Source organism: Nocardioides campestrisoli (genome assembly GCF_013624435.2).
Classification (GTDB): domain Bacteria; phylum Actinomycetota; class Actinomycetes; order Propionibacteriales; family Nocardioidaceae; genus Nocardioides; species Nocardioides campestrisoli.
This window is the reverse complement of record NZ_CP061768.1, coordinates 2523187-2546369: the sequence shown is the minus strand read 5'-3', so window position 1 is coordinate 2546369 and position 23183 is coordinate 2523187. Positions and strand designations below refer to the sequence as shown.

Sequence of the window (23183 nt, the reverse complement as noted above, 5' to 3'; positions counted from 1 at the left end):
CGGACGAGAGGAGTCCCATGGCTGCCGCACAGGCCTGCATCGTGGGCATTGGCACCAGTGACGAGATCGGTGCAGATCCGGGTCGCAGCCCCATGCGTCTCCAGTTCGAGTCGCTGCGCGCCGCGCTCGCCGACGCCAACCTGGACAAGTCCCAGGTCAACGGTCTGGTGACCGCCTGGGGGGCGCCCCGCGGCGTCGACTACGACGAGTTCGCGGTCGCTGCGGGCCTCGACCTGACCTGGGCCAGCCAGCTGTGGACGCACGGACGATGGGCGGCATCCACCATCCAGCAGGCGGTCATGGCGGTGACGTGCGGACTGGCCGACGTGGTCGCCGTGATCAACAGCCACGTCTCCGGGGCGGGCTACGCCAAGCACCTGCCGCCGATGAGCTCCTCGTTGGGCGGCATCGACGAGGCGTTCCGCGACGGTGGTGGCCCCTACGCGAACTGGACGCTGCACGGATCTCCCGGCGCCGGCGCGGGGGCGGCCATGGCGCTCCAGCAGTACATGGACCGCTACGGCGCCACCTCCGAGGACCTCGCGACCGTGCCGGTCACCCTGCGCCGCTACGCGGCGGACAACCCCATGGCACTGCTGCGCGACGTCCCGTTGTCCCGCGAGGAATACCTCGCTGAGCCTGTCCTCATGGGTTCCCTGCGCATGGCCGACGTCTGCCAGATGGTGGACGCCTCGACCTGTCTCCTGGTCACCACGCCCGAACGGGCCGCGGACCTCGGGCGACCGACGGTGACGGTCGCCGGCATGCAGGGGATGACTGGTGGCCGCGACCAGTACGTCTTCTTCTCCCGTCCCGGTATGGGAGCCGGCGTCGGGGCCAGCTACGACTACGTGGCTCCTGCGCGTGCGCGAGCCCTGGAGATGGCCGGTCTCGAGCGCGCCGACCTCAGCGGCTTCTACACCTACGACCCCTTCTCCCACATGCTCTGGATGGCGCTGGAGCGCTGGGGCTTCTGTGCCCCCGGCGAGGCGGCCTCCTACCTCAGCGAGAACGGCTTCGACCTCGACTCGCCCCTCCCCATGAACACCTCCGGCGGCAGCCTCGCCGAAGGTCATCTGTACGGCTTCGGGCACATGCTGGAGATGGTCCGCCAGCTGCGTGGCGAGGCGGGGCCGCGCCAGATCGCGGGGGCCACCGCGCTGCAGTGGGGCACCCCGTGGGGAGACTCCATCGTGCTCACCAACGAAGGGACGCTCTGACATGTCGACCGCCGAAGCGCCCCCCGAGTTCCGGCTGGAGAGGGCGGACGCTGCTCCCGGCCCCGACCCGCACTCCCACCCCGACGTGGCCGGCTTCTGGGACGGCCTCGCGGAGGGATTCCTCAAGGTCCAGCGCTGCCGCGACTGCGGCACCGCCCGTTTTCCGCTCGCCCCCGGCTGCCACGCCTGTCTGGGCCTCGACGCGGACTGGGAGGCCATCGACCCTGCCGGCACCGTCAACGTGGCGGTGCGGGCACACGAGGCCGTGGCCACGCTGCCGCCCAGCGGAGTGAGCCTGCCCGCCCCCTGGAAGGGACTCGCGCCCTACCTGACCGGCGCCGTCGACATGCCTGCGGGCGTCAGGCTTCCCGGTCGCATCATCTGCCGCTGTGGTGAGGCACTGCGACCCGGCACCCCGGTGCGGGCCGTCCTGCTCGACACCCTGTCCGGCCTCACTGGATACGGATTTGCCCATGCATGTGAATGACGACAAGGAGAGCGCCATGAGCGCCAGCCAGGCCCCCCAGCCTGCAGCCGGAGGCTTCTCGATCGGGATCGACGTCGGCGGAACCTTCACCGACCTAGCCGTCGGCGACGGGGTGTCCCTGTGGCGCGCGAAGTCGCCCACCGACCCCGAGAACTTCGGTCGCGGCGTCCTCGGAGCGTGCCGACTGGTCGCGGCCGAGATCGGCCTCGAGCTCGAGGACTTCCTCGGCAGGGTCGAGCGCTTCGGCCTCGGCACCACCGCCGTCACCAACGCCCTCGTGGAGAAGCACGGCGTCCGCGCCGGGCTGCTGACCACCCGCGGCTTCGAGGACACCGTCGAGATGGCCCGCAGCCGTCGTGTCTCGGTGGAGGGCTACCTCGTCCCGCCGTGGACCCCGATCCAGCGGGGCGACGTGGTCGGCGTCGCCGAGCGCGTGGACCGTGACGGCAACATCCTGGTCGAGGTGGACATCGACGAGGTGCGCGCCTCGGTGCGCGACCTGGTGGACAACCACCAGATCGAGGCCCTGGCGGTCTCGTTCCTCTGGTCCTTCAAGAACCCGGCCAACGAGCGTGCCGTCGTGGAGATGGTCCGCGCCGAGTTCCCCGACCTCCCGGTCTTCAGCGGTGTCGAGCTGCACCCGAGCATCCGCGAGTACGAGCGGACCCTGGTCGCCGTCCTCAACGCCGTCACGAGCACCGCCCTGGACGGCATCGAAGCCCTGGCGGCTGAGCTGGCCTCGTCCGGCCTGCGCGTGCCGCTGCTCCTGCTGCAGACCAGCGGTGGCACCGTCACGCTGGCCGAGGCCCGCCGTTCGCCCATCGTCCTCGTCGCCTCCGGCCCCGCCGCCGGCGTGATGGCTGCCGCCGAGATCTGCGTGGCCGAAGGGCTTCCCGACGCCATCTGCGGTGACATGGGTGGTACCAGCTTCGACCTCGCCGTCATCGCCGACGGCCAGCCCCAGCGCTCCGAGCGCGGCGAGCTGCACGGCATGATCCTCGCCCAGCCCCGCGTGGACACCCTCTCCATCGGGTCGGGCGGCGGCTCCATCGCCTGGGTCGACGGGCGTGGCCTCCTGCGCGTCGGACCCCGCTCCGCCCGGGCCAAGCCCGGTCCCGCCTGCTACGGCAACGGCGGTACCGAGGCCACGATCACGGACGCCCTGGTCGTGCTGGGCTTCATCGACCCGAGCAGCTTCGTCGGCGGCACGATGACCCTCGACCGCGACGCGGCGCTCCAAGCCTGCGCCCGTCTCGGCGAGAAGCTCGGTCTCTCGGCCGAGGAGACCGCCTGGGGGATCCGCGAGATCGCCCTGGCCGAGATGGTCAAGGCGACGCGTCTCCACGCCGGTTCCAGCGGTCTGGACCCCCGCGACCTCACCCTGGTCTCCTACGGCGGCAGCGGTGGCCTCTTCACCGCGAGCATCGCGGCACAGGCCAACATCCCGCGCATGATCGCCCCGCCCGCGGCCTCGGTGCTCTCCGCCTTCGGTGCGGCCTCCGCCGACGTGCGGCGCCAGCGGATCCGGTCCGCCGACTCGCTGCTGGACAAGATCGAGCCCGAGGAGGTCAGCACGCTCCTGAAGGAGCTCGGCGAGGCCGTGTGGCGCGATGTCGGCGACGACGGTGTGCCCGAGGACGGTCGGACGGTCACCTACGACGTCGGTGTGCGCTTCTTCCGCCAGACCTCCGAGGTCTCGGTCACCCTGGACGGAACCACCTTCGACCCCGAGGTCGTCCGCGAGGAGTTCCTCCAGCGGTACGCGGCGCGCTACGGCGCCGGCGCCGCAGGCCGGAACGCCCAGCTCGAGGTCACCTTCCTCCGGGCCGTCGCCACCGGCCAGCTGCCGCGCGCCACGTTCCCGGTGGACGAGCGCCGTCGTGAGCAGGGTGCGCCCGAGCCTGCCTCGCACCGCGAGGTCTACCTGAGCCGTGACGGCCGCGAGAGCGTCCCCTGCTACCGCACCACCGAGCTCCTGCCCGGCGACGTCGTGACCGGACCTGCCCTGGCCGACGACGTCGACACCACCGTCTTCGTTCCCCGCGGTGCCACGCTCACGATGAGCGAGCGCCGTACTCTCCGATTGGAGGTGCGTTCCGATGCATCTTGACAACATTGGTCTCGAAGTCCTGCGCCACCAGCTCGACGCGTTCTGCGGCGAGGGTGCAGCCACCATCAAGCGCACCGCGGTCAGCCCGCTGGTCGTCGAGGGTGGGGACTACTCCTGCACCCTGCTCGACGCCAAGGGCCGCCTGGTGTCCGGTGGCGGCCACATCGCCTACCACTTCTTCGCCGCGACGAACGCCATCGCCGGAGTCTTCACCGAGCACGGCGACGACATCCACGACGGCGACATCTTCCTGGCCAACGACCCTCACCGTGGTGGCGGTCTGCACGCCCAGGACGTCTTCATCATGAAGCCGATCTTCACCGGCGACACGCTGGTGGCCTGGATGGCCAACTCGGCCCACGTGGTCGACGTCGGTGGCCTGGTCCCCGGTTCGTTCGCGCCGGCCGCGACCGAGTGCTACCAGGAGGCGATCCGCCTTCCCGCGGTGAAGATCCGTGCCAAGGGCGTCGAGCAGCGCGACCCGTGGAACATCCTGCTCAACAACGTCCGCATGGCCCACCTGGTCGAGATGGACATCCGCGGTCTCACCGCGGGTGTCGACGTCGGTGGCGCCAAGCTCCAGGAGCTCGCCGACCAGGTGGGTGCCGAGGCGCTCATGAACGGCTTCGACGAGCTGAACCGCCGTACGGAGGAGGCGCTGCGCCGCGAGATCGCGCTGCTCGAGGACGGCGTCTACCGTTCGACCAGCTGGGCCGAGTGGAACGAGGACCGCTACCGGATCCCGTGCACCACCACCGTCGAGGGCGACACCATCCGCTTCGACTTCACCGGGACCGCGCCTCAGACCAACCACTTCTTCAACTCGAAGGAGTACATCGTCAAGGGCAAGATCGGTGTCGAGCTCCAGCGCCTGGTCGGTCGTGACCTGCCGCTCAACCAGGGCTACTACGACGCTCTCGACGTGTACTGCCCGGTCGGCAGCCTGCTGAACTGCGTGCACCCGGCTCCGGTCGGCGGCGCCCACATCATCGCCTCGCACGACGCCAGTGAGGCTGCCCTGCGCACGTTCCACCAGGCCGTCGCGGCGTCCCCGGAGAGCCCCAGCCGTCCGTTCCTGTCCAGCTCGCAGACCATGTCGGCGAACTCGATCGTGACCTTCTCCGGCGTGGGCCTGAGCGGCACGACCGACTCCTGGATCATGATCGACGGCACCGCCGTCGGTTCGCCCGCGGGCAACGACCGTGACGGCACCGACTACAACTTCTACCTCGTGGGTCAGCAGTCGGCGATCCAGACCAACGACGTCGAGGTCAGCGAGGCCTGGTACCCGGTCCGCTTCGAGTACCGCCGTCGTTCCACCGGGCTGTCCGGTGCCGGTGAGCACCGTGGCGGCGCCGGCGTCGACCTCGCCTTCACCGTCGACGGCTCCTCCGAGCTCACCGGTGCCGCGATCGGCGGCCACGGCTGCGTCCCGATGCCGGGCACGGCTGGCGGACAGCCGGGTCGCGGAGCCGAGATCGAGCTGATGGCGCCGGACGGCACCGTGCAGAGGATCGGCACCCTCACCCAGGGATTCACCCTGCCGAGCGGGCACAGCTACGTCGTCCGTGCGGCAGGCGGCGGCGGCTGGGGCGACCCGCTCCTGCGCCCGGTGGAGGCCGTCCAGCAGGACGTCGGCGCTGGTGTCATCACCGCCGAAGAGGCCCTCGAGGTCTACGGCGTGGACGTCGAGTCCGGCTCGGACCAGCGGCGCGAGGCCATCCTGCGTGAGCGCCTCGAGGCTGCCCGTCCGGCAGCAGTGACCGTGACCGACGCGCCGGACCTCTCCGGCGAGGAGACGTTCCCGATCGCTCCGGGCGTCGAGCAGCGCGGCCGGTACGCGGTGAGCACCCGCAGCGGTGCGGTTCTGGTCGAGGCTCCGCAGCACTGGAGCGACGGCTGCCCGGTCCTGGTCGAGGAGGTCTCGCCGGGTGTGGAGACCCGCGCCTACCTGGATCCGCGCACCGGGCACGCGCTCCACGTGGAGGTCGCCCTGGCCTCGGAGGAGCGCAGCTTCGAGTCGACGCCGCGGCGGTGGTCGGCCATCGCGTGAGCGAGCAGCACTGACCCTGACGGGGCCGTGGCACCTGCCACGGCCCCGTTCGTGGCCTCGTCCTCTCCGAGGCACGGCCACGCCCCACCGAGGTCCGGACGCGAGACCTCCGGTGTCCCCCCGAACAAGAGGATGAGAACGTGGACAAGAAGGTTGTGGTCGTCGGCGGTGCCAGCGGCGTGGGTGCCGCGTGCGTGAGGTCGCTCGCCGATGCCGGAGCAACGGTGGTCTCCATGGACGTCTCCGAGGAGCTGGGCCAGGAGACCGCGCGCGCGGCGGGCCAGAGCTTCCTGCGGTGCGACATCACCGACAGGGAGCAGGTCTTCGCCGCCTTCGAGGAGGCTGCGGCCTCGATGGGTGGCATCGACGCGCTCGTGCACACCGCTGGCATCCTGCTCCAGGGGCCGGCCGCGGAGCTCGACGACCAGTCGTGGGAGCGTGTCATGGAGATCAATGCCCGTGGCCCGGTGTACACCAACCAGGCAGTGCTGCCGTTCCTGAAGAAGTCCGAGCGCGGCAGCATCACCAACTTCGCGTCGTCGGCCGCCCTGACGGCCTACCCCAACGGTGCTGCCTACGCGGCGTCCAAGGGTGCTGTGACCGCCTGGACCCGCTCGATCGCCGTGGAGTGGGCGCCGTTCGACATCCGGGCCAACGTGGTCCACCCGTCTGCTGCGACGCCGATGCTCGAGGCGCACCGCGACAAGCTCTCCGAGGAGGGCAAGATCGCCTACGACGAGCTGCTCAAGCAGAAGGTCCCGCTCGGCGGACGCTTCGGTGACCCGGACCGCGACATCGCCCCGGTGATCACCTTCCTGGTCAGCGACGGTGCGCGGTTCGTCACCGGGCAGAACATCGCCGTCAACGGCGGCTACTACATCTGAGTCGCCGCGGTCGGCTGGGGCTGCTGAGACAGCGTCGAGCAGCCGGCCGGAGAAGGCGAAGGGCGCCCGGACCGATGGTCCGGGCGCCCTTCGCGTGTGGCGAGCGTGGCTGACGGTCTGTCTCGCCGGTCTCAGGCGGAAAGCAGCGACGCCTCCGCGACGCGGATCAGGTGGTCCGACTCGCTGCCCAGAAGCAGACGGTCCACCTTGGCGCGACGCCAGTAGAGGTGGGCGTCGTGCTCCCAGGTGAAGCCGATGGCGCCCAGGGTGTGGATCAGCGTCTCGCAGGCGACCTCGAAGGTCGAGGCTGCGTAGGCCTTGGCAGCGGAGGCGGCGACGGGCAGCTGGTCCGGGGCGTGGTCGGCAGCCCAGGCGGCCCACCAGACGAGCGAGCGGAGCTGGTTGACGCCGACCCAGTTGTCCACCAAGGCGTGCTTGACCGACTGGTAGGAGCCGATGACCCGTCCGAAGGTCTCGCGCTGCTTGGCGTGCTCCAGGGACAGCTCGACCACGCGCTCAGCGGCGCCGAGGCTCTCGGCAGCGATGATCACGCAGGCCACCTGGGACGCGCGCTCCCAGCGCTCGGCCATGCCGGTGGCGGCGACCTCGTGCGAGGTCAGGCGGACGCGACCGATCCCGCGGGTGGGGTCGATCTCCTCGGCGTCGAGGACCGTGCCGGTGCCCAGCACCAGGGCGTCGTCGCCGTCCAGCGCCAGGAAGTGGGTGGCGGTGCGCACGTCCAGGGATGGACGCGACTCCTCCAGCGGTCCGTCGAGGACGGCCACGGCGATCTCGCCGGAGGCCACCTTGCCGAGCAGCTCGTCGTGGCCCTCGAGCAGGACGGTGGCACGGGCCGCCGTCGCCAGGGAGGGGGCGGCCAGCTGACGGCCTGCCTGCTCGGCCACCAGGGCCATGTTGAGCAGCTCAGCGCCGACGCCGCCTGCCTCCTCGGGGATGGTCAGGGAGGAGAACCCCAGCTCGTCGAGCAGCTCGCGGCCGGGAGCGGGACCGGAGACCTCACCGTCGAGCAGGGCCCGGGCATGCTCGGGACCGGCCTGGTCGGAGAAGAAGGTGCGGGCGTGGTCCGCGAAGTTGCGCTGCTCGTCGTCGATGTCGAAGTTCATGGCTTACCTGTTCTGCGCGGTGGGGGAGGGGCGGGCCGCTGCGCGGTCGGAAGGAAGTCCCAGGACGCGCTCGCCGATGATGTTGCGGAGGATCTCGTCGGTTCCCCCTGCCAGGGCGATCCCGGGGGTGGAGGCCTGGGAGGTCGCCCAGCGCCAGTCACCCTCCCGGGAGCGGGCGAAGACGGCGTCGTCACCGAGCAGGCGGACACCAAGGTCGGCGGTGGCGTGGGCCACGCGGACGGCGCTGAGCTTGCCGGCGCTGCCCTCGGGACCGGGCTCGACGCCCTTCTCGAGCGCGGTCTGCAGGCGGTAGCCGGTGTAGCGGGCCGCCAGCGACTCGGTGAGCACGCGTCCCAGGGCCTCGGTGGCGAGCACCCGGTTCTGCTCGGGCAGCTGCGGAAGCCGTTCAGCGGCGTGAGCGAGCAGGGCGTCGCTGCGGACACCGATCTCGCCACCGCCGCCACCGACCGCCATGCGCTCGTTCATGAGGGTGGTCAGGGCGACGCGCCATCCGTCGTTCACGGCGCCGAGGCGCTCGGAGTCGGGGATGACGACGTCGTCGAGGAAGACCTCGTTGAAGCTCTCGTGGCCGTTCATCTGCTTGAGCGGACGGACCATGACGCCGGGGGAGTGCATGTCGATGACGAACATCGTCAGGCCCTTGTGCTTGGGGGCGTCGGGGTCGGTGCGAGCCAGCAGGATGCCGTAGCGGCTGTGCTGGGCGAGGGTGGTCCACACCTTCTGGCCCTGCACGTGCCAGCCGTCGTCCTGGAGCACGGCCTTGGTGCGCAGCGCAGCCAGGTCGCTGCCGCTGCCCGGCTCGCTGAAGAGCTGGCACCAGATGTCGTCGGCGCGGAGCAGCCGCCGGATGTAGCGCTGCTTCTGGTCCTCGCTGCCGTGGTGGAGCACGGTCGGCCCGCACATGCCCAGGCCCACGTGGCCCACAGGGCCGGCGACTCGGGCACGGTGCAGCTCTTCGTTCACCACGGCCTGCTGGGCGTTGGAGCCGCCGCCGCCGCCGTACTCGACGGGCCAGGTGAGCCCGATCATCCCGGCGTCGTAGAGCATGGCCTGGGTGTCCCGGAGGTGCTCGAGACGCTCGGTTCCGGGCTCCTCCAGGTAGGCGCCGTCCCCGTGCGCGAGAGCGTCTGCGTTCTCGCTCAGGAAGGCGCGCACCTCCGCCCTCAGGCGTGCTTGTTCGGGGGTGTCGTCAAAGTCCATCGATCGTCTCTCTCGTGAGGGCTGCGCAGGGCGCAGTCGTTCGCGCGTCACGACGTGGCTCGGGCGTGCGGCGCAGTCGGACGGCCACCCGCGTGTTCTCCGTCGGCAGGTTCGCTCCCACAGTCCTACTGGATTTCGGGGACGATGTGAAGAGAAAGATTGTTTGTTGACAAAAAAAATATTGGGTTGCACCCTTGGACCATGTTGAGAACCGGCAGCTTCGATTCCCTCCAGGAGTGTGCGTGAGGACATATGGCCACTGGATCGGGGGCCGCGAGCAGCGCTCCCCGGACGCCGACGTGCACGTCGTACGTTCCCCCTGGGACGGTCGTGAGGTGTCGGCCATCGCCGCAGGTACTCCCGAGGACGTCGCCGCCGCCGTGGCCGCCGCTGAGCAGGCCCTGCCGGCATGGCGAGCCCTGAAGACCGCTGAGCGCGGACGTCTGCTGCTCGCCCTGGCCGCCCGGATGCGCGAGGAGCGCGGCCTGCTGGCCGAGCTGGAGGAGCACGAGGCGGGCAAGCCCGGGCCCCAGTCCCTGCGTGAGATCGACGGCGCGGCCAACTACTTCGACTTCTACGCGGGCCTCTCCGCCGGTGCTGTGGGCGAGGTCCTCGACCTGGGCCCCACGATGCACGGCTACGTGGTCAACGAGCCCTTCGGCGTCATCGGCGTCATCACGCCGTGGAACGCTCCGCTCAACCAGGCAGCCCGCGCCGTCGCGCCTGCGCTGCTGACCGGCAACGTCGTCGTGGTGAAGCCCTCGGAGTTCACCTCCGGCAGCACCCTCGAGCTCGCCCGGATCGCGACCGAGGTCGGCGTTCCCGCCGGCGTCCTGAACGTCGTCACCGGTGACGCCCGGGGAGCGGGGCAACCGCTCGTGGAGCACCCCGGGGTGCGCAAGCTGGCCTTCACCGGCTCGGTGCGTGCGGGCATCCAGATCGGCCGTGTGGCGGCCGAGCGGATCCTGCCGCTGACACTCGAGCTGGGCGGCAAGTCCGCCAACGTCGTCTTCGCCGATGCTGACATCCAGGCCGCCGCGGCCGGTGCGGCCCGGGCCTTCACCGCCAACGCCGGCCAGGTGTGCAGCGCCGGGACCCGACTCCTGGTCCACGACTCGATCCACGACGAGCTCGTGCAGGCCCTGGTCGCCGAGGTCGAGAAGATCGTCCCGGGCACGAGCTACGGGCACATGACCACCCAGGACCAGCTCGAGAAGGTCCAGGAGTACTTCGAGGTCGGCACGCAGGAGGGCGCCGTCATCGCGACCGGAGGCACCGTCGTGCCCGGCGGCCGCCTGGTCGCACCCACGGTGTTCACCTCGGTCACCAACGACATGCGCATCGCCCGCGAGGAGATCTTCGGCCCCGTCCTGGTGGTCATCCCGTTCTCCGACGAGGACGACGCGGTGGCGAAGGCCAACGACTCCGACTTCGGCCTCGCCGCAGGGGTGTGGACGCGTGACCTGTCGCGCGCCCACCGCATCGCCGCGCGTCTGGAGGCCGGACAGGTCTTCATCAACGACTGGCTCACCGGACTCGTCGAAGGACCGTTCGGAGGCATGAAGAACAGTGGATACGGCAGAGAGAAGGGCATCGAGGCCTTGAGGCACTACACCCAGACCAAGTTCGTGGCGGTGCGCCTGTGAGCGCCTCCTTCCCGCCCCTCGAGGACCGCTACCTCGAGCTGAGGGCCCGGGCCAAGGCCCTCGCCGACCAGTGCCTCGACCTGGCCGAGAAGGCCGACGAGAGCGACAGCACCGATCCCGACGTCCTGCGCCTGCTCAAGGAGAGCGGTCTGGCTGCGGTCCAGGTGCCTGCTGCCTACGGCGGCACCTTCGAGCAGCCCGACTCGCTTGCCGGGACCATCATCCGTGAGCAGCTGGCGGCCTCCTCGAGCCACCTGGACTCCCTCTTCGCGATGCAGGGCATCGGCAGCTTCGCCATCTCCGTCGGCGGCGCCGAGGAGGTCAAGCAGACCTGGCTCCCGCGGGTGGCCTCGATGGACGCCATCGCCGCGCTGGCGCTCACCGAGCCCGAGGTGGGTTCGGACCTGAAGGCGCTCACCACCACGGTGCGCGTCGACGGTGACGAGCTGGTGGTCAACGGCACGAAGAGCTTCATCACCAACGGCGGTGACGCCCACTTCTACTGCGTGCTCGGCAAGGAGGACGTCGACGGCAAGGAGGGGTACACCCTGGTCCTGGTGCCGGCCGACACTCCCGGCGTCAGCACCAGCCGTCCGTACCAGATCATGGCCCCGCACGTCCTGGGCGACATCGCCTTCGACGAGGTCCGGGTGCCGATCTCGCACCGGATCGGTGAGCCGGGCAAGGGCTTCTCGTTGGTGCTCGCGACGCTGGCGACCTTCCGTGTCTCCGTGGCCGGCGCCGCCCTGGGCACTGCCCAGGCTGCGCTGGACGACGCGCTGGAGCACACCACTGGACGCCGACAGTTCGGCGTCGAGCTGGCCCGCCTCGGCCCGGTGCCGCAGATGCTCGCCATGTCGTGGACCGAGATCGAGATGGCACGCGCCTTCACCTACCAAGTGGCCCGCGCGGCGGCGAACGACCCGCTGGGCAGCCTGCACCTGTCGTCGATGGCCAAGATCGGCGCGACGGAGGTCACCGGTCGCGTGGTCGACCGCAGCGTCCAGGTGATGGGTCGGTTCGGCCTGGTCCGCGGCTCGCGGATCGAGCGCCTCTACCGGGCCGCGCGCCCGATGCGTGTCTACGAGGGTGCCACCGAGGTCCTCCTCGACGCGCTTTCCAAGCAGCTCGTGCGGGGGGTGGCCAGGTGATCATCGACGCGCACTGCCACGTGTGGCCCGACGAGATCGCTCGACGCGTCCTGGCTGACCGTCCCGTCGGCCTCGACCCTGTGCACGACGGCACCCTGAGCGGGCTGCTGAAGACCCTGGACGCCTCGGGCATCGACATGGCCCTCACGCTCGCGGTCGCCAACGTCGGCCGCACCGTGTGGCGGACCAACGAGTTCATCGGCACCGTCGACCGCACCCGATTCATCCCGTTCGGCACCGTCCACCCCGACCTCAGCGTGGAGGAGAACCTGCGTGCGCTGAAGGAGAACGGCGTCGTGGGAGTCAAGCTCCACCCGCTGTTCCAGGAGGTGGCGTTCGCCGACGAGCGCACCCGCGACATCCTGGTCGGCCTGGCCGAGAACGACGTGCCGGTGCTCTCGCACGTCGGATCGGGCGGCGGTGAGGCCGAGAACCGCCGTGGCGCCCCGCGCGACCTGCACGACATGGTGGCCGAGATCCCCGGTCTCCGCCTGATCGCCGCCCACTACGGCGGCTACCAGGTGCTGGAGGAAGCAGAGAAGTGGGCTGTCGGCACCGACATCCACCTCGAGACCTCGTGGCCGCCCAGCATGGGCACGCTCCCGCGTGAGCGGGTCCTCGACATCATCCGTCGTCATGGTGCTGACCGCGTCGTCTTCGGTTCCGACTGGCCCATGACCGACCCCGCCACCGAGATCGCCGCGATCCGGGACCTCGGGCTCACCTCCGAGGAGGAGGCCGGAGTCCTCGGCGGCAACCTGGTGCGCCTGCTCGGCCTGGACCTCCCGACCACCTGACCCCCCGGCCACCTGACCCCCCCGGGCCCCTCGGCCTCGTGCGCGGCGTCGCTGCGCTCCTCGGTCCCGGCCAGTAGCGCGTCGGCCCCCCGATCCCGACGCGCTACTGGTCCTGGTGACCGGACGGGGCATGCCCTGCACCTTCGGTGCCCTGCGCTCGCGCGTGCCGCGAGTGCCTCACCCACGCGCCCGGCGCGTTCGTCCCGACCCAGAAAGCTGGAGAACACCACCGTGACCACTGAAAGCTCTGCCTCCCCGGCCGACACCGAGCCCAGCCTCCTCGTCCACGACGAGGGCGGCGTGCGCACCATGACGCTGAACCGGCCCGCTGCGCGCAACTCCGTCAACCTGGACCTCGCCGAGCGGATCGACGCGGCCATCACCGAGCTCGACGAGCGCCGTGACCTCACCGTCGGTGTGCTGACGGCCAACGGCACCACCTTCAGTGCCGGCATGGACCTCAAGGCCTTCCTGCGCGGCGAGCGCCCCAAGACCGAGGGTCGTGGCTTCGCAGGTCTGGTGGAGCGCCCGGCGGCCAAGCCGCTCATCGCCGCCGTCAACGGCCCCGCGGTTGCCGGCGGGTTCGAGATCGTCCTGGCCTGCGACATGGTCGTGGCCTCCGAGGACGCCTTCTTCGCCCTTCCCGAGGTCAAGCGCGGGCTCGTGGCCGCGGGCGGCGGTCTGCTCCGCCTCCCGGGTCGCCTGCCCTACCACCTGGCCATGGAGCTGGCTCTGACCGGTCGCACCCTGAGCGCCGTCGAGGCGCACCGGCTGGGCCTGGTGAACCGGATCGTGCCGGCCGGCGAGGTCATGCGCGCCGCGGCCGAGCTCGCCGCGGAGATCGCTGCGTGCGGCCCGCTGGCCGTCGCAGCGACCAAGCGCATCATCCAGGAGTCGCCGAGCTGGCCGGCCGACGAGGCCTTCGACCGACAGACCGAGGTCGCTGCCCCGGTGCGGTCCTCCGCCGACGCGATCGAGGGCGCACGCGCCTTCACGGAGAAGCGCCCCCCGGTGTGGACCGGCGCCTGAGCACCTGCCCGTCAGGGCACCCGACGGACTTCCCGTCGCACCCAACCAGCACGCCCAGAGCGTGGACAAGTGAGGTTTGAACATGGACATGCAGTTGAAGGGCCGCGGTGTCATCGTCACCGGCGCCAGCAAGGGTCTGGGCCTGGAGATGGCCCGTGCACTGGCCGCCGAGGGCGCTGACGTCCTGGCCGTGGCCCGTTCCGCGGAGAGCCTCGAGGCGCTGGCCGCCGAGGAGACCGCCGGGTCGATCCACGCCCATGTCTGCGACATGCGGGACCGTCGCCAGGTCGCCGGCCTGGTCGAGGCGGCGGTCGACAGGCTGGGCCGCCTGGACGTGGTCGTGAACAACGCCGGTATCGCTCCGGCTGCCAACTTCCTCGAGATGGACCTCGCCGTCTACGACGAGGTCATGGAGGTCAACGTCGCGGCGCTGGCCGTCCTCTCCCAGGCCGCGGGCCGCCACTTCGTCGCCGCCGGCCAGGGTGGACGCATCATCAACGTCGTCTCCACCTCGGGCATCCTGGGCAAGGCCTCGCTCGTGGCGTACTCCGCCTCGAAGGGCGCGGCCATCCAGATGACCAAGGCGCTGGCGGCCGAGTGGGCCCGCCACGACATCCAGGTGAACGCGATCGCGCCGGGCGCCTTCGCGACCGAGGCCCAGGCCTACGTGACGCAGAACCCCGACGTGCTGGCCAAGCGCGTACGCAAGATCCCGGCGCGCCGCATGGCAGATCCGTCCGAGATCGGTGCACTCACCTGCTACCTCGCCTCGCCGCTGTCGAAGTTCGTCTCCGGCGCGGTCTACGTCATCGACGGCGGAGAGACCGCCAAGCAGTGACGCTTGTCCCTCCGGGGAATTTGTGGTTCGATGACCAGCATTAACTAGTTTGTTGACAAGTTATTTAAGGAGTAGGGCATGAGGGACGCAGTCATCGTCGATGCGGTGCGCACACCCATCGGCAAGCGCAACGGAGCACTCGCCGACATCCACCCGGCAGACCTCTCGGCCGCCGTGCTCAAGAGCCTCGCCGAGCGCAACGAGCTTGACCCCACCATCGTCGACGACGTGATCTGGGGCTGCGTCAGCCAGGTCTCCGAGCAGGCCAGCAACATCGGTCGCAACGCCGTTCTCGCCGCCGGCTGGCCTGAGACCGTCCCGGCCACCTCGGTGAATCGTGCCTGCGGATCCAGTCAGCAGGCCGTGAGCTTCGCGGCCGCCGGCGTCATCGCGGGCCAGTACGAGTTCGCCATCGCCGGCGGCGTCGAGTCGATGACCCGGGTCCCGATGGGCAGCGCCGCCCAGGGCGGGATCGCCGCTCCGGACTCCCTGCTGCAGCGCTATGGCGTCCAGGGCTTCAACCAGGGCGTCGGCGCCGAGATGATCGCCGAGCAGTGGGGCTTCTCCCGCACCCAGCTCGACGAGTTCTCACTGCGCTCGCACGAGCTGGCCGCCGCGGCCACCGCCGCCGGTGCCTTCACCGACCAGCTGGTCAGCGTCGGCGGTCTCACCGCTGACGAGGGCATCCGCACGGGTGGAACGCTGGAGAAGCTCGCCACCCTGGCCACGCCGTTCAAGGAGAACGGTGTGATCTCCGCGGGCAACGCCTCCCAGATCTCCGACGGCTCCGGCGCGCTGCTGATCACCACGTCGGAGAACGCCGCCGCACGCGGTATGAAGCCGATCGCCCGCATCCACACCGCCGTCGTGGCCGGTGACGACCCCGTCATCATGCTCACCGCCCCCATCCGTGCCACGAAGCTGGCGCTGGAGAAGTCCGGGCTGTCGATCCACGACATCGGTGCGTTCGAGGTCAACGAAGCCTTCGCCCCGGTTCCGCTGAGCTGGCTCGTCGAGACCGGGGCCGACGCCGAGAGCGTGAACCCGCTCGGTGGTGCCATCGCCGTGGGCCACCCCCTCGGTGGCTCCGGCGCGATCCTGATGACCCGCCTGGTGCACCACATGCGCGCCCACGGCATCCGCTTCGGCCTGCAGACCATGTGCGAGGCCGGAGGCCTGGCCAACGCCACCATCGTCGAGCTGATCTAACCCTCGTCCTCACGGACACGACGCCTCGCGTCGAACCACGAACAGGAGAAAACACATGAAGATCGCCGGATCTGTCGTCGCCGTCACCGGTGGCGCGTCGGGCCTCGGCCTGGCGACCTCGCGTCGCCTCGCCTCCCAGGGCGCCAAGGTCGCCATCGTCGACCTGCCCAGCTCCGACGGCGAGAAGATCGCCGCCGGCCTGGCTGCCGAGCTCGGCACCGAGGTCGTCTTCACCGCTGGTGACGTCACCGACGAGGCCGCCTTCGACGGCGCGCTCGCGACGGCCGAGAAGATGGGCCCGCTCAAGGGCATCGTGCACTGCGCCGGCGCCGGTCGCCGCCTGCGCCTGCTCGACAAGGAGGGCAACCCGGGTTCGCTGGAGGACTTCGAGTTCGTCATCCGCCTCAACCTGGTCGGAAGCTTCAACGCCCTGCGTCTCGGCGCGGCCCGCATGGCCAAGCACGACGCCGTCGACGGCGAGCGCGGCGCCATCATCATGACCGCCTCGGTCGCCGCGTTCGAGGGCCAGATCGGCCAGATCCCCTACACCGCTTCCAAGGCCGGCATCGTGGGCATGACGCTCACCGCAGCCCGCGACCTCGCGAGCAAGGGCATCCGCGTCAACAGCATCGCCCCCGGCATCATCGACACCCCGCTGCTGGCGCGCCTGCGTGACGACGTCCGCCAGAGCCTGGCCGACAGCGTCCCGAACCCGCGCCGCCTGGGGCAGCCGGACGAGTACGCCCACCTCGCGTCGCACATCCTCGAGAACGCGTACCTGAACGGCGAGACCATTCGCCTCGACGGCGCGCTCCGCATGGCTCCTCGCTGAGGTTCCTGATGGCCGACCTTGAGTACTCCGTCACCGACGGTGTCGCAACGATCCTGCTCAACCGTCCGCAGGCGAAGAACGCCTTCACCCTCGACATGATCGAGGAGTGGGCCGCTGCGCTGCACTCGGCTCGCCGTGACCCGGCAGTCCGGGTCGTGGTGCTCACGGGCGCCGGTGACGCCTTCTGCTCCGGCATCGACCTGTCGGTGCTGCAGGCGGTGGGGGAGGAGCCCCTGGCCCTGAAGCGGATGCTGACCGAGGGCGTGCACGACGTGGCACGCGCGGTCGACGCTCTGGACAAGCCGCTGATCGCCGCGGTCAACGGTGCCGCCGTGGGCGCCGGCATGGACATGGCCCTGATGTGTGACATCAGGGTGATGAAGTCCACCGCCAGGATGTCGGAGGGGTACATCAAGGTCGGCCTCGTCCCCGGGGACGGTGGGTGCTACTACCTGCCACGCCTCGTGGGCATGTCGCGGGCCCTCGAGCTGCTGTGGACCGGTGACTTCGTGGACGCCGCGGAGTGCGAGCGCATCGGGCTGGTCTCGAAGGTCCTGGACCCCGAGGAGTTCGAGGCCGGCTACCGCTCGCTCGCCCGGCGGCTCGCCGACCTCCCACCGGTCAACGTGGCCATGATCAAGCGTGCGGCGCAGCAGTCGGTCCACTCCGACCTGCGGACCGCTCTCGACCTGATCTCGTCGCACCTGGCCGTCGTGCACGGCACCGCTGACTCGCGTGAGGCCCGACTGGCCCTCCAGGAACGACGGGCGCCGTCGTTCACCGGCAACTGAACCAAGAAGGACGTCATGGACACCGAATCGGTCCTGCACAGCACCTCGCCCGAGGGCATCACGACGATCACCCTGAACCGCCCCGAACGCAAGAACGCGGTGGACGAGGCCATGTGGCGCCGCCTGACGGCCGTCCTGGCTGAGACGAGGAACTGCCCGCAGACCCGCGTGGTGGTGCTGCAGGGCGCTGGCGGTGACTTCTGCACCGGGGCCGACGTGGCCAAGAGCAAGCACGAGGAACACCCGATCCCGCGACTGCGCCGGATCGGGGACGTCGCCAGGGCCATCCACGACCTTCCCGTCCCTGTGGTCGCCAAGGTGGACGGCGTGGCCGCCGGTGCCGGGCTGAACATGGCCCTGGCCTGCGACGTCGTGGCCGCCTCGGACCGTGCCCGGTTCACCGAGATCTTCACCAAGCGCGGCCTGTCGATCGACTTCGGTGGTTCGTGGCTCCTGCCCAAGATCGTCGGCATGCAGCAGGCGAAGCGTCTGGCCCTGCTGGCCGAGGTGATCGACGCGGCCGAGGCCGAGCGCATCGGTCTGGTCACCTGGGTCCGTCCTGCCGACGAGCTGGACGCTTTCGTGGACGAGACGGCTCGGCGCCTCGCCGGCCTGCCGCCCGTCGCGCTGGAGCAGACCAAGGCACTGATCAACTCCGCCGTCGGCGTGGACCTCGCCGGCGCGCTGCGCAACGAGGCCGCAGCCCAGGCCGTGAACTTCGCGACCGAGGACGCACCGGCAGCATTCAAGGCCTTCCTCGAGAAGGCCGAGTCCCCTCAGTACACGGGCCGCTGGGCCCTGCGCTGAGGCCACCCACACGAGAGGTTCGACCCATGGATTTCATGAACCTGCAGGCCGTGGCTCTGCCGGAGTCGGCGGAGCAGCTGCGCCGAGAAGTGCGCGCGTTCCTGGCCGAGGAACTGGCCTCGGGGCGGATCCAGATGCGCCCTGACCAGTGGCTGGCCGGGTGGGACGAGGAGTTCAGCAAGCGCCTCGGCGCCCGCGGTTGGATCGGCATGGCCTTCCCGCGCGAGTACGGCGGCACGGAGGCTGGCGCCCTGGCCCGCTTCGTGGTCACCGAGGAGCTCCTGGCCGCCGGCGCTCCGGTGGCTGCGCACTGGATCGCTGACCGGCAGTCGGGCCAGGCCCTGATGAAGTTCGGCACAGAGGAGCAGCGTCAGACGTTCCTGCCCGCCATCGCGCGTGGCGAGTGCTACTTCGCGATCGGCATGTCCGAGCCCGACACCGGTTCCGACCTGGCCTCGGTACGCACCAGGGCTACTCGCGTCGAGGGTGGCTGGGAGCTCGAGGGCACCAAGATCTGGACCAGCGGCGCGCACCACGCGCACGCGATGATCGCCCTGGTCCGCACCGAGCCGGTGACCGAACGACGTCACGCGGGCCTCTCCCAGATGATCGTCGAGCTGCCCGACCCCTCGATCGAGATCCGGCCGATCCGTCTCCTGACCGGCGAGCACCACTTCAACGAGGTCGTCTTCAACCGCACCTTCGTGCCCGACTCGCGGGTGCTGGGCCAGCCCGGCTCCGGCTGGATGCAGGTGACCAGCGAGCTCGGTCTCGAGCGCAGCGGTCCCGAGCGGATCCTCTCGACCTTCCCGCTCCTGGTCGAGGCCGTGCGTCACCTGTCCCGGGCCGGCGCAACCCCTGACCGCGTCCGGCTCGGTGAGCTGGTCTCGCGCCTGTGGGTCCTGCGGCAGATGTCGCTGGCCGTGGCGGGACGGATCGAGGAGGGCGAGGACCCCGCCGTCGCGGCGGCGATCGTCAAGGACCTCGGGACCCAGTTCGAGGGGCTCCTCGTCGAGACGACCCGCCTGCTCGTGGACATCGCGCCCGACCCCGCCAGCGAGGCACTCCTGCCCCACATGTTGTCGGAGTCCCTCATCCACAGTCCTGCCTTCACCCTGCGTGGAGGAACCAACGAGATTCTCCGGGGAATCATCTCCAAGGCGGTGACCGCAGCATGAACGACGTGATCGACGCACTGACGGGTGCAGTGGCCGACGCCTGCGCCCGGCACACGACTGACCCGGACACCCCGGCGGAGCTGAACGCACCGCTGTGGGAGGCACTCGACCAGATCGGCGTGCTGGGTCTGGGTGTCGACGAGGAGAAGGGCGGCTCCGGCGGTGGGCTCGAGGAGCTCGTCGCCGTGCTCGGAGTGCTCGGCGAGAACGCTGCCGCCGTGCCGTTCGCCGAGACCGGGCTGGCAGCCTGGATCCTGGCCGAGGCAGGGGTCCAGGTCCCCGAGGGTCGCCTGACCGTTGCCGTCAGCGACGGCCTGGAGGTCGCCACCGGCACTGACGGCACCGTCGAGGTGTCCGCCACGCTGCCGCGAGTCCCCTGGGGAGAGGCGGCGGAGCACGTCGTCGTCCTGTCCGGAACCACCCTGGCCGTGGTCGCACGTGACCAGTACCAGGTGACCAGCGCCCAGAACATGGCCGGCGAGCCGCGCGACACCCTGGTGCTTGCGGGCGCCCGTCCTGTGGGCGGACAGACCTGGCCCGTTCCGGCCGGCCTGACGCAGGCCCACGAGCAGCGCCTCTCGGTGCTGCGGATGGCCCAGATGGCCGGCGCCGCCCGGCGCGCTCTGGACCTCTCGGTGCACTACGCCTCGGAGCGTCAGCAGTTCGGACGATCCATCGACAGGTTCCAGAGCGTGCAGCACCAGCTCGCCTCGCTCGCCTCCGAGGTCCTGGTCTGCCGGACGGCGGCGAAGTCCGCGTCGCTCGCCCTGACACGAGGTGACGCCACGTTCGCGCTCGCCGCGGCCCGTGTGGCCGCGGCCCAGGCCGCCGGCGTGGTCGCGAAGCTCGCCCACCAGGTGCACGGTGCCATCGGTTTCACCGAGGAGCACACGCTGCGCCTGAGCACCACTCGTCTCTGGGCATGGCGGGACGAGAACGGCAGCGTCCACCAGCACGCCTCCCTCGTGGGGCAACAGGCACTCGACGCCGGTCCCGACTCGCTCTGGGACCTTCTGGTCAGAGCATGAGCATCGAGGCGGCACGCCCTGAGGGCGATGAACCGTTGCGCATCGCCTCCCTCGGTGCGGGGCAGATCGGCGGCACGCTCGCCTCCAGGTTCGCGGCTGCCGGTCACGAGGTCAGGGTGGCCAACTCCCGGGCGCCGAGCACCGTCAAGCTGTTCGCGGAGTCCATCGGAGCCCAGGCCCGGCATGGGGCTGAGGCCGTGCTGGACGCGGACGTGGTGGTCGTCTCCGTTCCGTTCAACCGGATCGCCGAGCTGCGGTCGGTGGTCTCTCGGGCTCCGGCCGACGCGGTTCTGGTGGACACCACGAACTACTACCCGCACCGGGACGGTGAGCTGGGGAGCTTCGGTCCCGAGGACACCGAGAGCGAGTGGGTCGCGAACGTGCTCGGGCGGCCGGTGGTCAAAGCCTGGAACAGCATTCTCGCGGGATCGCTGCAGACGGCTGCGCGTCCGTCGGGCGCGGCGGACAGAATGGCACTGCCCGTCTCCGGTGATGATCCTGAGGCGGTCGGCCTGGTCTGCGGGCTCGTCGATGTGAGCGGGTTCGACCCCGTGGTGGCCGGTCCGCTCGCCCAGTCCTGGCGCCAGCAGCCCGGCGCGCCTGCCTACACCACTGATCTCGCGACGACCGAGCTGGTCGAGGCTCTGGCCAGGGCTGAACGGCACACCCTGGCGGAGCGTCGTGGGGAGATGGTCAGGGCGATTCGCCACCTGCGTGGGTGGGGAACCCACGCCCAGAGGCTGGCGATCGCCCGAAGAGTCTTCCTCTGAGAGGAGTCCCGGGGATCGCTGGAGGTGGGTGCTGTGGATGGCGGTTCCGGGAACCACACAGAGGGCCGCTGCCAGGCAGGCAGCGGCCCTCTGTCATTCTCGGCCCCTTGTCATTCCTGGGTTCCTGCGGCTGGCGCCGTCGTGAAGAGACGGCGTGGGGCCGTCACGCCTGGTTGTTCCACCCGTGCAGGACGTCAGAGATCTCGCTGGCAGCCGTGGGAGGGGCCGAGGGGACCGGGGGAGCGGTACGGGAGAAGCGGGGTGCCGGGGCGGGCTGGATGATCCCGTTCATCTCCGCGACGATGCCGCGTTCGCGAACGTGGGGGTGCTGTGCCGCCTCGTCGAAGGACAGCACCGGGGTGACGCACGCGTCGACGTCCGCGAACGCCTGCTCCCAGTGGGCCCGGTCATGCTGCAGGAACCGGTTGGCCATCAGGGTACGCAGCTCGGGCCACCGGTCACGGTCGTGCTGTGCGGGGACCTCGTCGGCGTCAAGACCGAGCGTGGACAGGACGAGGGCGAAGAACTGGGGTTCCACGGCTCCGACCGCCATGTGCCCACCGTCGGCGCACTCGTAGGTGTCGTAGAAGGGGGCACCGCCGTCGAGGAAGTTGGTGCCGCGCTCGGCGTTCCAGGCGCCCCCGCCGTACATCGCCCACAGCATGTGTCCGAGCAGGGATGCTCCTTCGGCCATGGCCGCGTCCACGACCTGGCCCGTGCCCGAGCGCTCCCGCTCCCACAGGGCGGAGAGGATGCCCACGAGCAGGAGCATGGAGCCGCCGCCGTAGTCACCGATCAGGTTGAGCGGGATGGTGGGACGCTCGCCGGGGCGGCCGACCGCGTTGAGCAGCCCGGTCACCGACAGGTAGTTGATGTCGTGTCCGGCGCGAGCGGCGAGGGGACCGTCCTGGCCCCACCCGGTCATGCGTCCGTAGACGAGCCGGGGGTTCTCGGCCAGGCAGGCGTCCGGGCCAAGGCCGAGGCGTTCTGCGACACCGGGGCGGTAGCCCTCGATCAGCACGTCGGCCCGAGCGACGAGCTCGAGCACTGCGGAGCGGTCGTCAGGCGTCTTGAGGTCGGCCCGGACGATGGTCCGTCCGCGCAGCTGCTCGTTGCGGCCCTGGGCCCCCAGGCCCAGAGTGCCCAGACGTCGCTCGACGCGCACGACGTCGGCGCCGAGGTCGGCCAGGATCATGGCTGCGTGTGGCCCCGGTCCGATGCTTGCCAGCTCTACGACTCTCAGACCTGAGAGGGGTCCAGCCATGGTGTTGTTGTCCTTCTCGTCGTGCGAGAAGCCGTCAGGTGGCGGCCTCCCGCGGGTGTGGTTCAGCGGAGATGCGCTGAAGAACCTGGTCGATGAACGTGTTCAGGACCGCTGTCGCATCGATCGAATCGGGGTCGAGCTTCCACAGGTAGCCGACCCCGCGGAGCTGGGCGACGATCATCGCGGCCAACGCGTCGGGGTCGACGCCCTCGTTGATCGAGCCGTCGGCCAGTCCGTTGCGGATGTGCGAGCTGATGCGCTCGCGCTGGTTGAGGTGGAACTCGACGAACCGGTCGTGGAGCTCAGGGACCGGCCCAGCCGCCTCGAAGATCAGCGCATACAGCACGGAGAGCGAGTCTGGTCGTCGCCCGTAGGCGTTGCGGATGCCTTGGAGGATGACACGCAGCGAGTCCAGACCGGAGAGCCCCTGCAGCTCGGGCTCCATGGTCTCCACCGACCATCGGCCGACGATCTCGTCGACCAGTGCCTCCAGGAGCTTCGCCTTGGAGCCGAACCGGGCTGTGGCGAGGCTGCGGCTGTAGCCGGCGCGTTCGCCGACGGTGGCGAGCGTCATCGACTGGTAGCCGCCCTCCGCGACAAGCTCGCCCGCGGCCCGCAACAGCAGGCGGGTGGACTTCTCCGAGCGAACCTGGTGGCCGTTCAGTTGGCGCGTGGTCATGTCTCTCCTTTGTGAGCCAACCAGCAAACTACCGACTATGGCCCACCTGCACAACGGTTCCCTGT

21 protein-coding genes are annotated in these 23183 nt (G+C 70.3%); 17 read left to right on the top strand and 4 right to left on the bottom strand.

Annotated features, from left to right (window positions below; all coding sequences use genetic code 11):
• Positions 1-17: 17 nt before the first annotated feature.
• The 5 genes from H8838_RS11960 to H8838_RS11940 all read left to right on the top strand — a co-directional run bounded on the left by H8838_RS11960 (position 18) and on the right by H8838_RS11940 (position 6754).
• Positions 18-1220, top strand: coding sequence for a thiolase family protein (locus H8838_RS11960; protein WP_185996334.1), 1203 nt, complete (start codon positions 18-20; stop codon positions 1218-1220).
• Between the two features lies 1 nt (position 1221).
• Positions 1222-1707: a Zn-ribbon domain-containing OB-fold protein gene (locus H8838_RS11955; RefSeq protein WP_181311294.1), complete on the top strand. Its 486-nt coding sequence runs from the start codon at positions 1222-1224 to the stop codon at positions 1705-1707.
• A gap of 16 nt (positions 1708-1723) precedes the next feature.
• Complete coding sequence (locus H8838_RS11950) at positions 1724-3817, top strand: hydantoinase/oxoprolinase family protein (RefSeq protein ID WP_181311293.1); 2094 nt, start codon at positions 1724-1726, stop codon at positions 3815-3817.
• Complete coding sequence (locus tag H8838_RS11945) at positions 3807-5870, top strand: hydantoinase B/oxoprolinase family protein (protein ID WP_185996333.1); 2064 nt, start codon at positions 3807-3809, stop codon at positions 5868-5870. Before H8838_RS11950 ends, H8838_RS11945 begins: the two co-directional genes overlap by 11 nt.
• Positions 5871-6010: 140 nt before the next feature.
• On the top strand, positions 6011-6754 hold the full coding sequence (locus H8838_RS11940; protein ID WP_181311291.1) for an SDR family NAD(P)-dependent oxidoreductase: 744 nt from the start codon (positions 6011-6013) through the stop codon (positions 6752-6754).
• A 131-nt stretch (positions 6755-6885) separates the two neighbouring features.
• On the opposite strand, the gene H8838_RS11935 is transcribed toward H8838_RS11940, so the two are convergent.
• Complete coding sequence (locus H8838_RS11935) at positions 6886-7878, bottom strand: acyl-CoA dehydrogenase family protein (RefSeq protein WP_185996332.1); 993 nt, start codon at positions 7876-7878, stop codon at positions 6886-6888.
• 3 nt (positions 7879-7881) lie between these two features.
• Complete coding sequence (locus H8838_RS11930) at positions 7882-9099, bottom strand: acyl-CoA dehydrogenase family protein (RefSeq protein WP_181311289.1); 1218 nt, start codon at positions 9097-9099, stop codon at positions 7882-7884.
• A 242-nt stretch (positions 9100-9341) separates the two neighbouring features.
• Here H8838_RS11930 and H8838_RS11925 point away from each other — a divergent pair, with 242 nt between their 5' ends.
• From H8838_RS11925 to H8838_RS11870, 12 genes are all read left to right on the top strand, one after another.
• Positions 9342-10745 (top strand): aldehyde dehydrogenase family protein, encoded by a 1404-nt coding sequence (locus H8838_RS11925; protein WP_181311288.1) that lies wholly within the window; start codon positions 9342-9344, stop codon positions 10743-10745.
• A complete protein-coding gene (locus H8838_RS11920) occupies positions 10742-11896 on the top strand; it encodes an acyl-CoA dehydrogenase family protein (protein ID WP_181311287.1) in 1155 nt (384 codons plus the stop codon). The genes H8838_RS11925 and H8838_RS11920 overlap by 4 nt, the downstream gene beginning before the upstream one ends.
• Positions 11893-12693 (top strand): amidohydrolase family protein, encoded by an 801-nt coding sequence (locus H8838_RS11915; RefSeq protein WP_185996331.1) that lies wholly within the window; start codon positions 11893-11895, stop codon positions 12691-12693. The genes H8838_RS11920 and H8838_RS11915 overlap by 4 nt, the downstream gene beginning before the upstream one ends.
• Positions 12694-12924: 231 nt before the next feature.
• A complete protein-coding gene (locus tag H8838_RS11910; protein ID WP_181311285.1) occupies positions 12925-13722 on the top strand; it encodes a crotonase/enoyl-CoA hydratase family protein in 798 nt (265 codons plus the stop codon).
• An 82-nt stretch (positions 13723-13804) separates the two neighbouring features.
• Positions 13805-14560, top strand: coding sequence for an SDR family NAD(P)-dependent oxidoreductase (locus H8838_RS11905; RefSeq protein WP_185996330.1), 756 nt, complete (start codon positions 13805-13807; stop codon positions 14558-14560).
• Between the two features lie 78 nt (positions 14561-14638).
• Positions 14639-15769, top strand: a complete 1131-nt coding sequence (locus H8838_RS11900; protein ID WP_185996329.1) for an acetyl-CoA C-acyltransferase — start codon at positions 14639-14641, stop codon at positions 15767-15769.
• A gap of 55 nt (positions 15770-15824) precedes the next feature.
• Positions 15825-16601, top strand: coding sequence for an SDR family NAD(P)-dependent oxidoreductase (locus H8838_RS11895; protein WP_181311282.1), 777 nt, complete (start codon positions 15825-15827; stop codon positions 16599-16601).
• An 8-nt stretch (positions 16602-16609) separates the two neighbouring features.
• Positions 16610-17392, top strand: a complete 783-nt coding sequence (locus H8838_RS11890; protein ID WP_185996328.1) for an enoyl-CoA hydratase/isomerase family protein — start codon at positions 16610-16612, stop codon at positions 17390-17392.
• Positions 17393-17407: 15 nt separating this feature from the next.
• The gene (locus H8838_RS11885; protein WP_185996327.1) at positions 17408-18199 is read left to right on the top strand and encodes an enoyl-CoA hydratase-related protein; all 792 of its coding nucleotides are present in this window, start codon (positions 17408-17410) and stop codon (positions 18197-18199) included.
• A 26-nt stretch (positions 18200-18225) separates the two neighbouring features.
• Positions 18226-19377 (top strand): acyl-CoA dehydrogenase family protein, encoded by a 1152-nt coding sequence (locus H8838_RS11880; protein WP_185996326.1) that lies wholly within the window; start codon positions 18226-18228, stop codon positions 19375-19377.
• 5 nt (positions 19378-19382) lie between these two features.
• Entirely contained in the window at positions 19383-20405 is a 1023-nt protein-coding gene (locus tag H8838_RS11875; RefSeq protein ID WP_185996325.1) for an acyl-CoA dehydrogenase family protein, read from the top strand.
• Positions 20402-21175: an NADPH-dependent F420 reductase gene (locus H8838_RS11870; protein ID WP_185996324.1), complete on the top strand. Its 774-nt coding sequence runs from the start codon at positions 20402-20404 to the stop codon at positions 21173-21175. The genes H8838_RS11875 and H8838_RS11870 overlap by 4 nt, the downstream gene beginning before the upstream one ends.
• A 163-nt stretch (positions 21176-21338) precedes the next feature.
• On the opposite strand, the gene H8838_RS11865 is transcribed toward H8838_RS11870, so the two are convergent.
• Both H8838_RS11865 and H8838_RS11860 read right to left on the bottom strand, forming a co-directional pair.
• Positions 21339-22439 carry a CaiB/BaiF CoA transferase family protein gene (locus H8838_RS11865; RefSeq protein ID WP_185996323.1) on the bottom strand — a complete coding sequence of 367 codons (1101 nt, stop codon included), beginning with the start codon at positions 22437-22439 and terminating at the stop codon, positions 21339-21341.
• Positions 22440-22473: 34 nt separating this feature from the next.
• Positions 22474-23118 carry a TetR/AcrR family transcriptional regulator gene (locus H8838_RS11860; RefSeq protein WP_185996322.1) on the bottom strand — a complete coding sequence of 215 codons (645 nt, stop codon included), beginning with the start codon at positions 23116-23118 and terminating at the stop codon, positions 22474-22476.
• Positions 23119-23183: the final 65 nt, after the last annotated feature.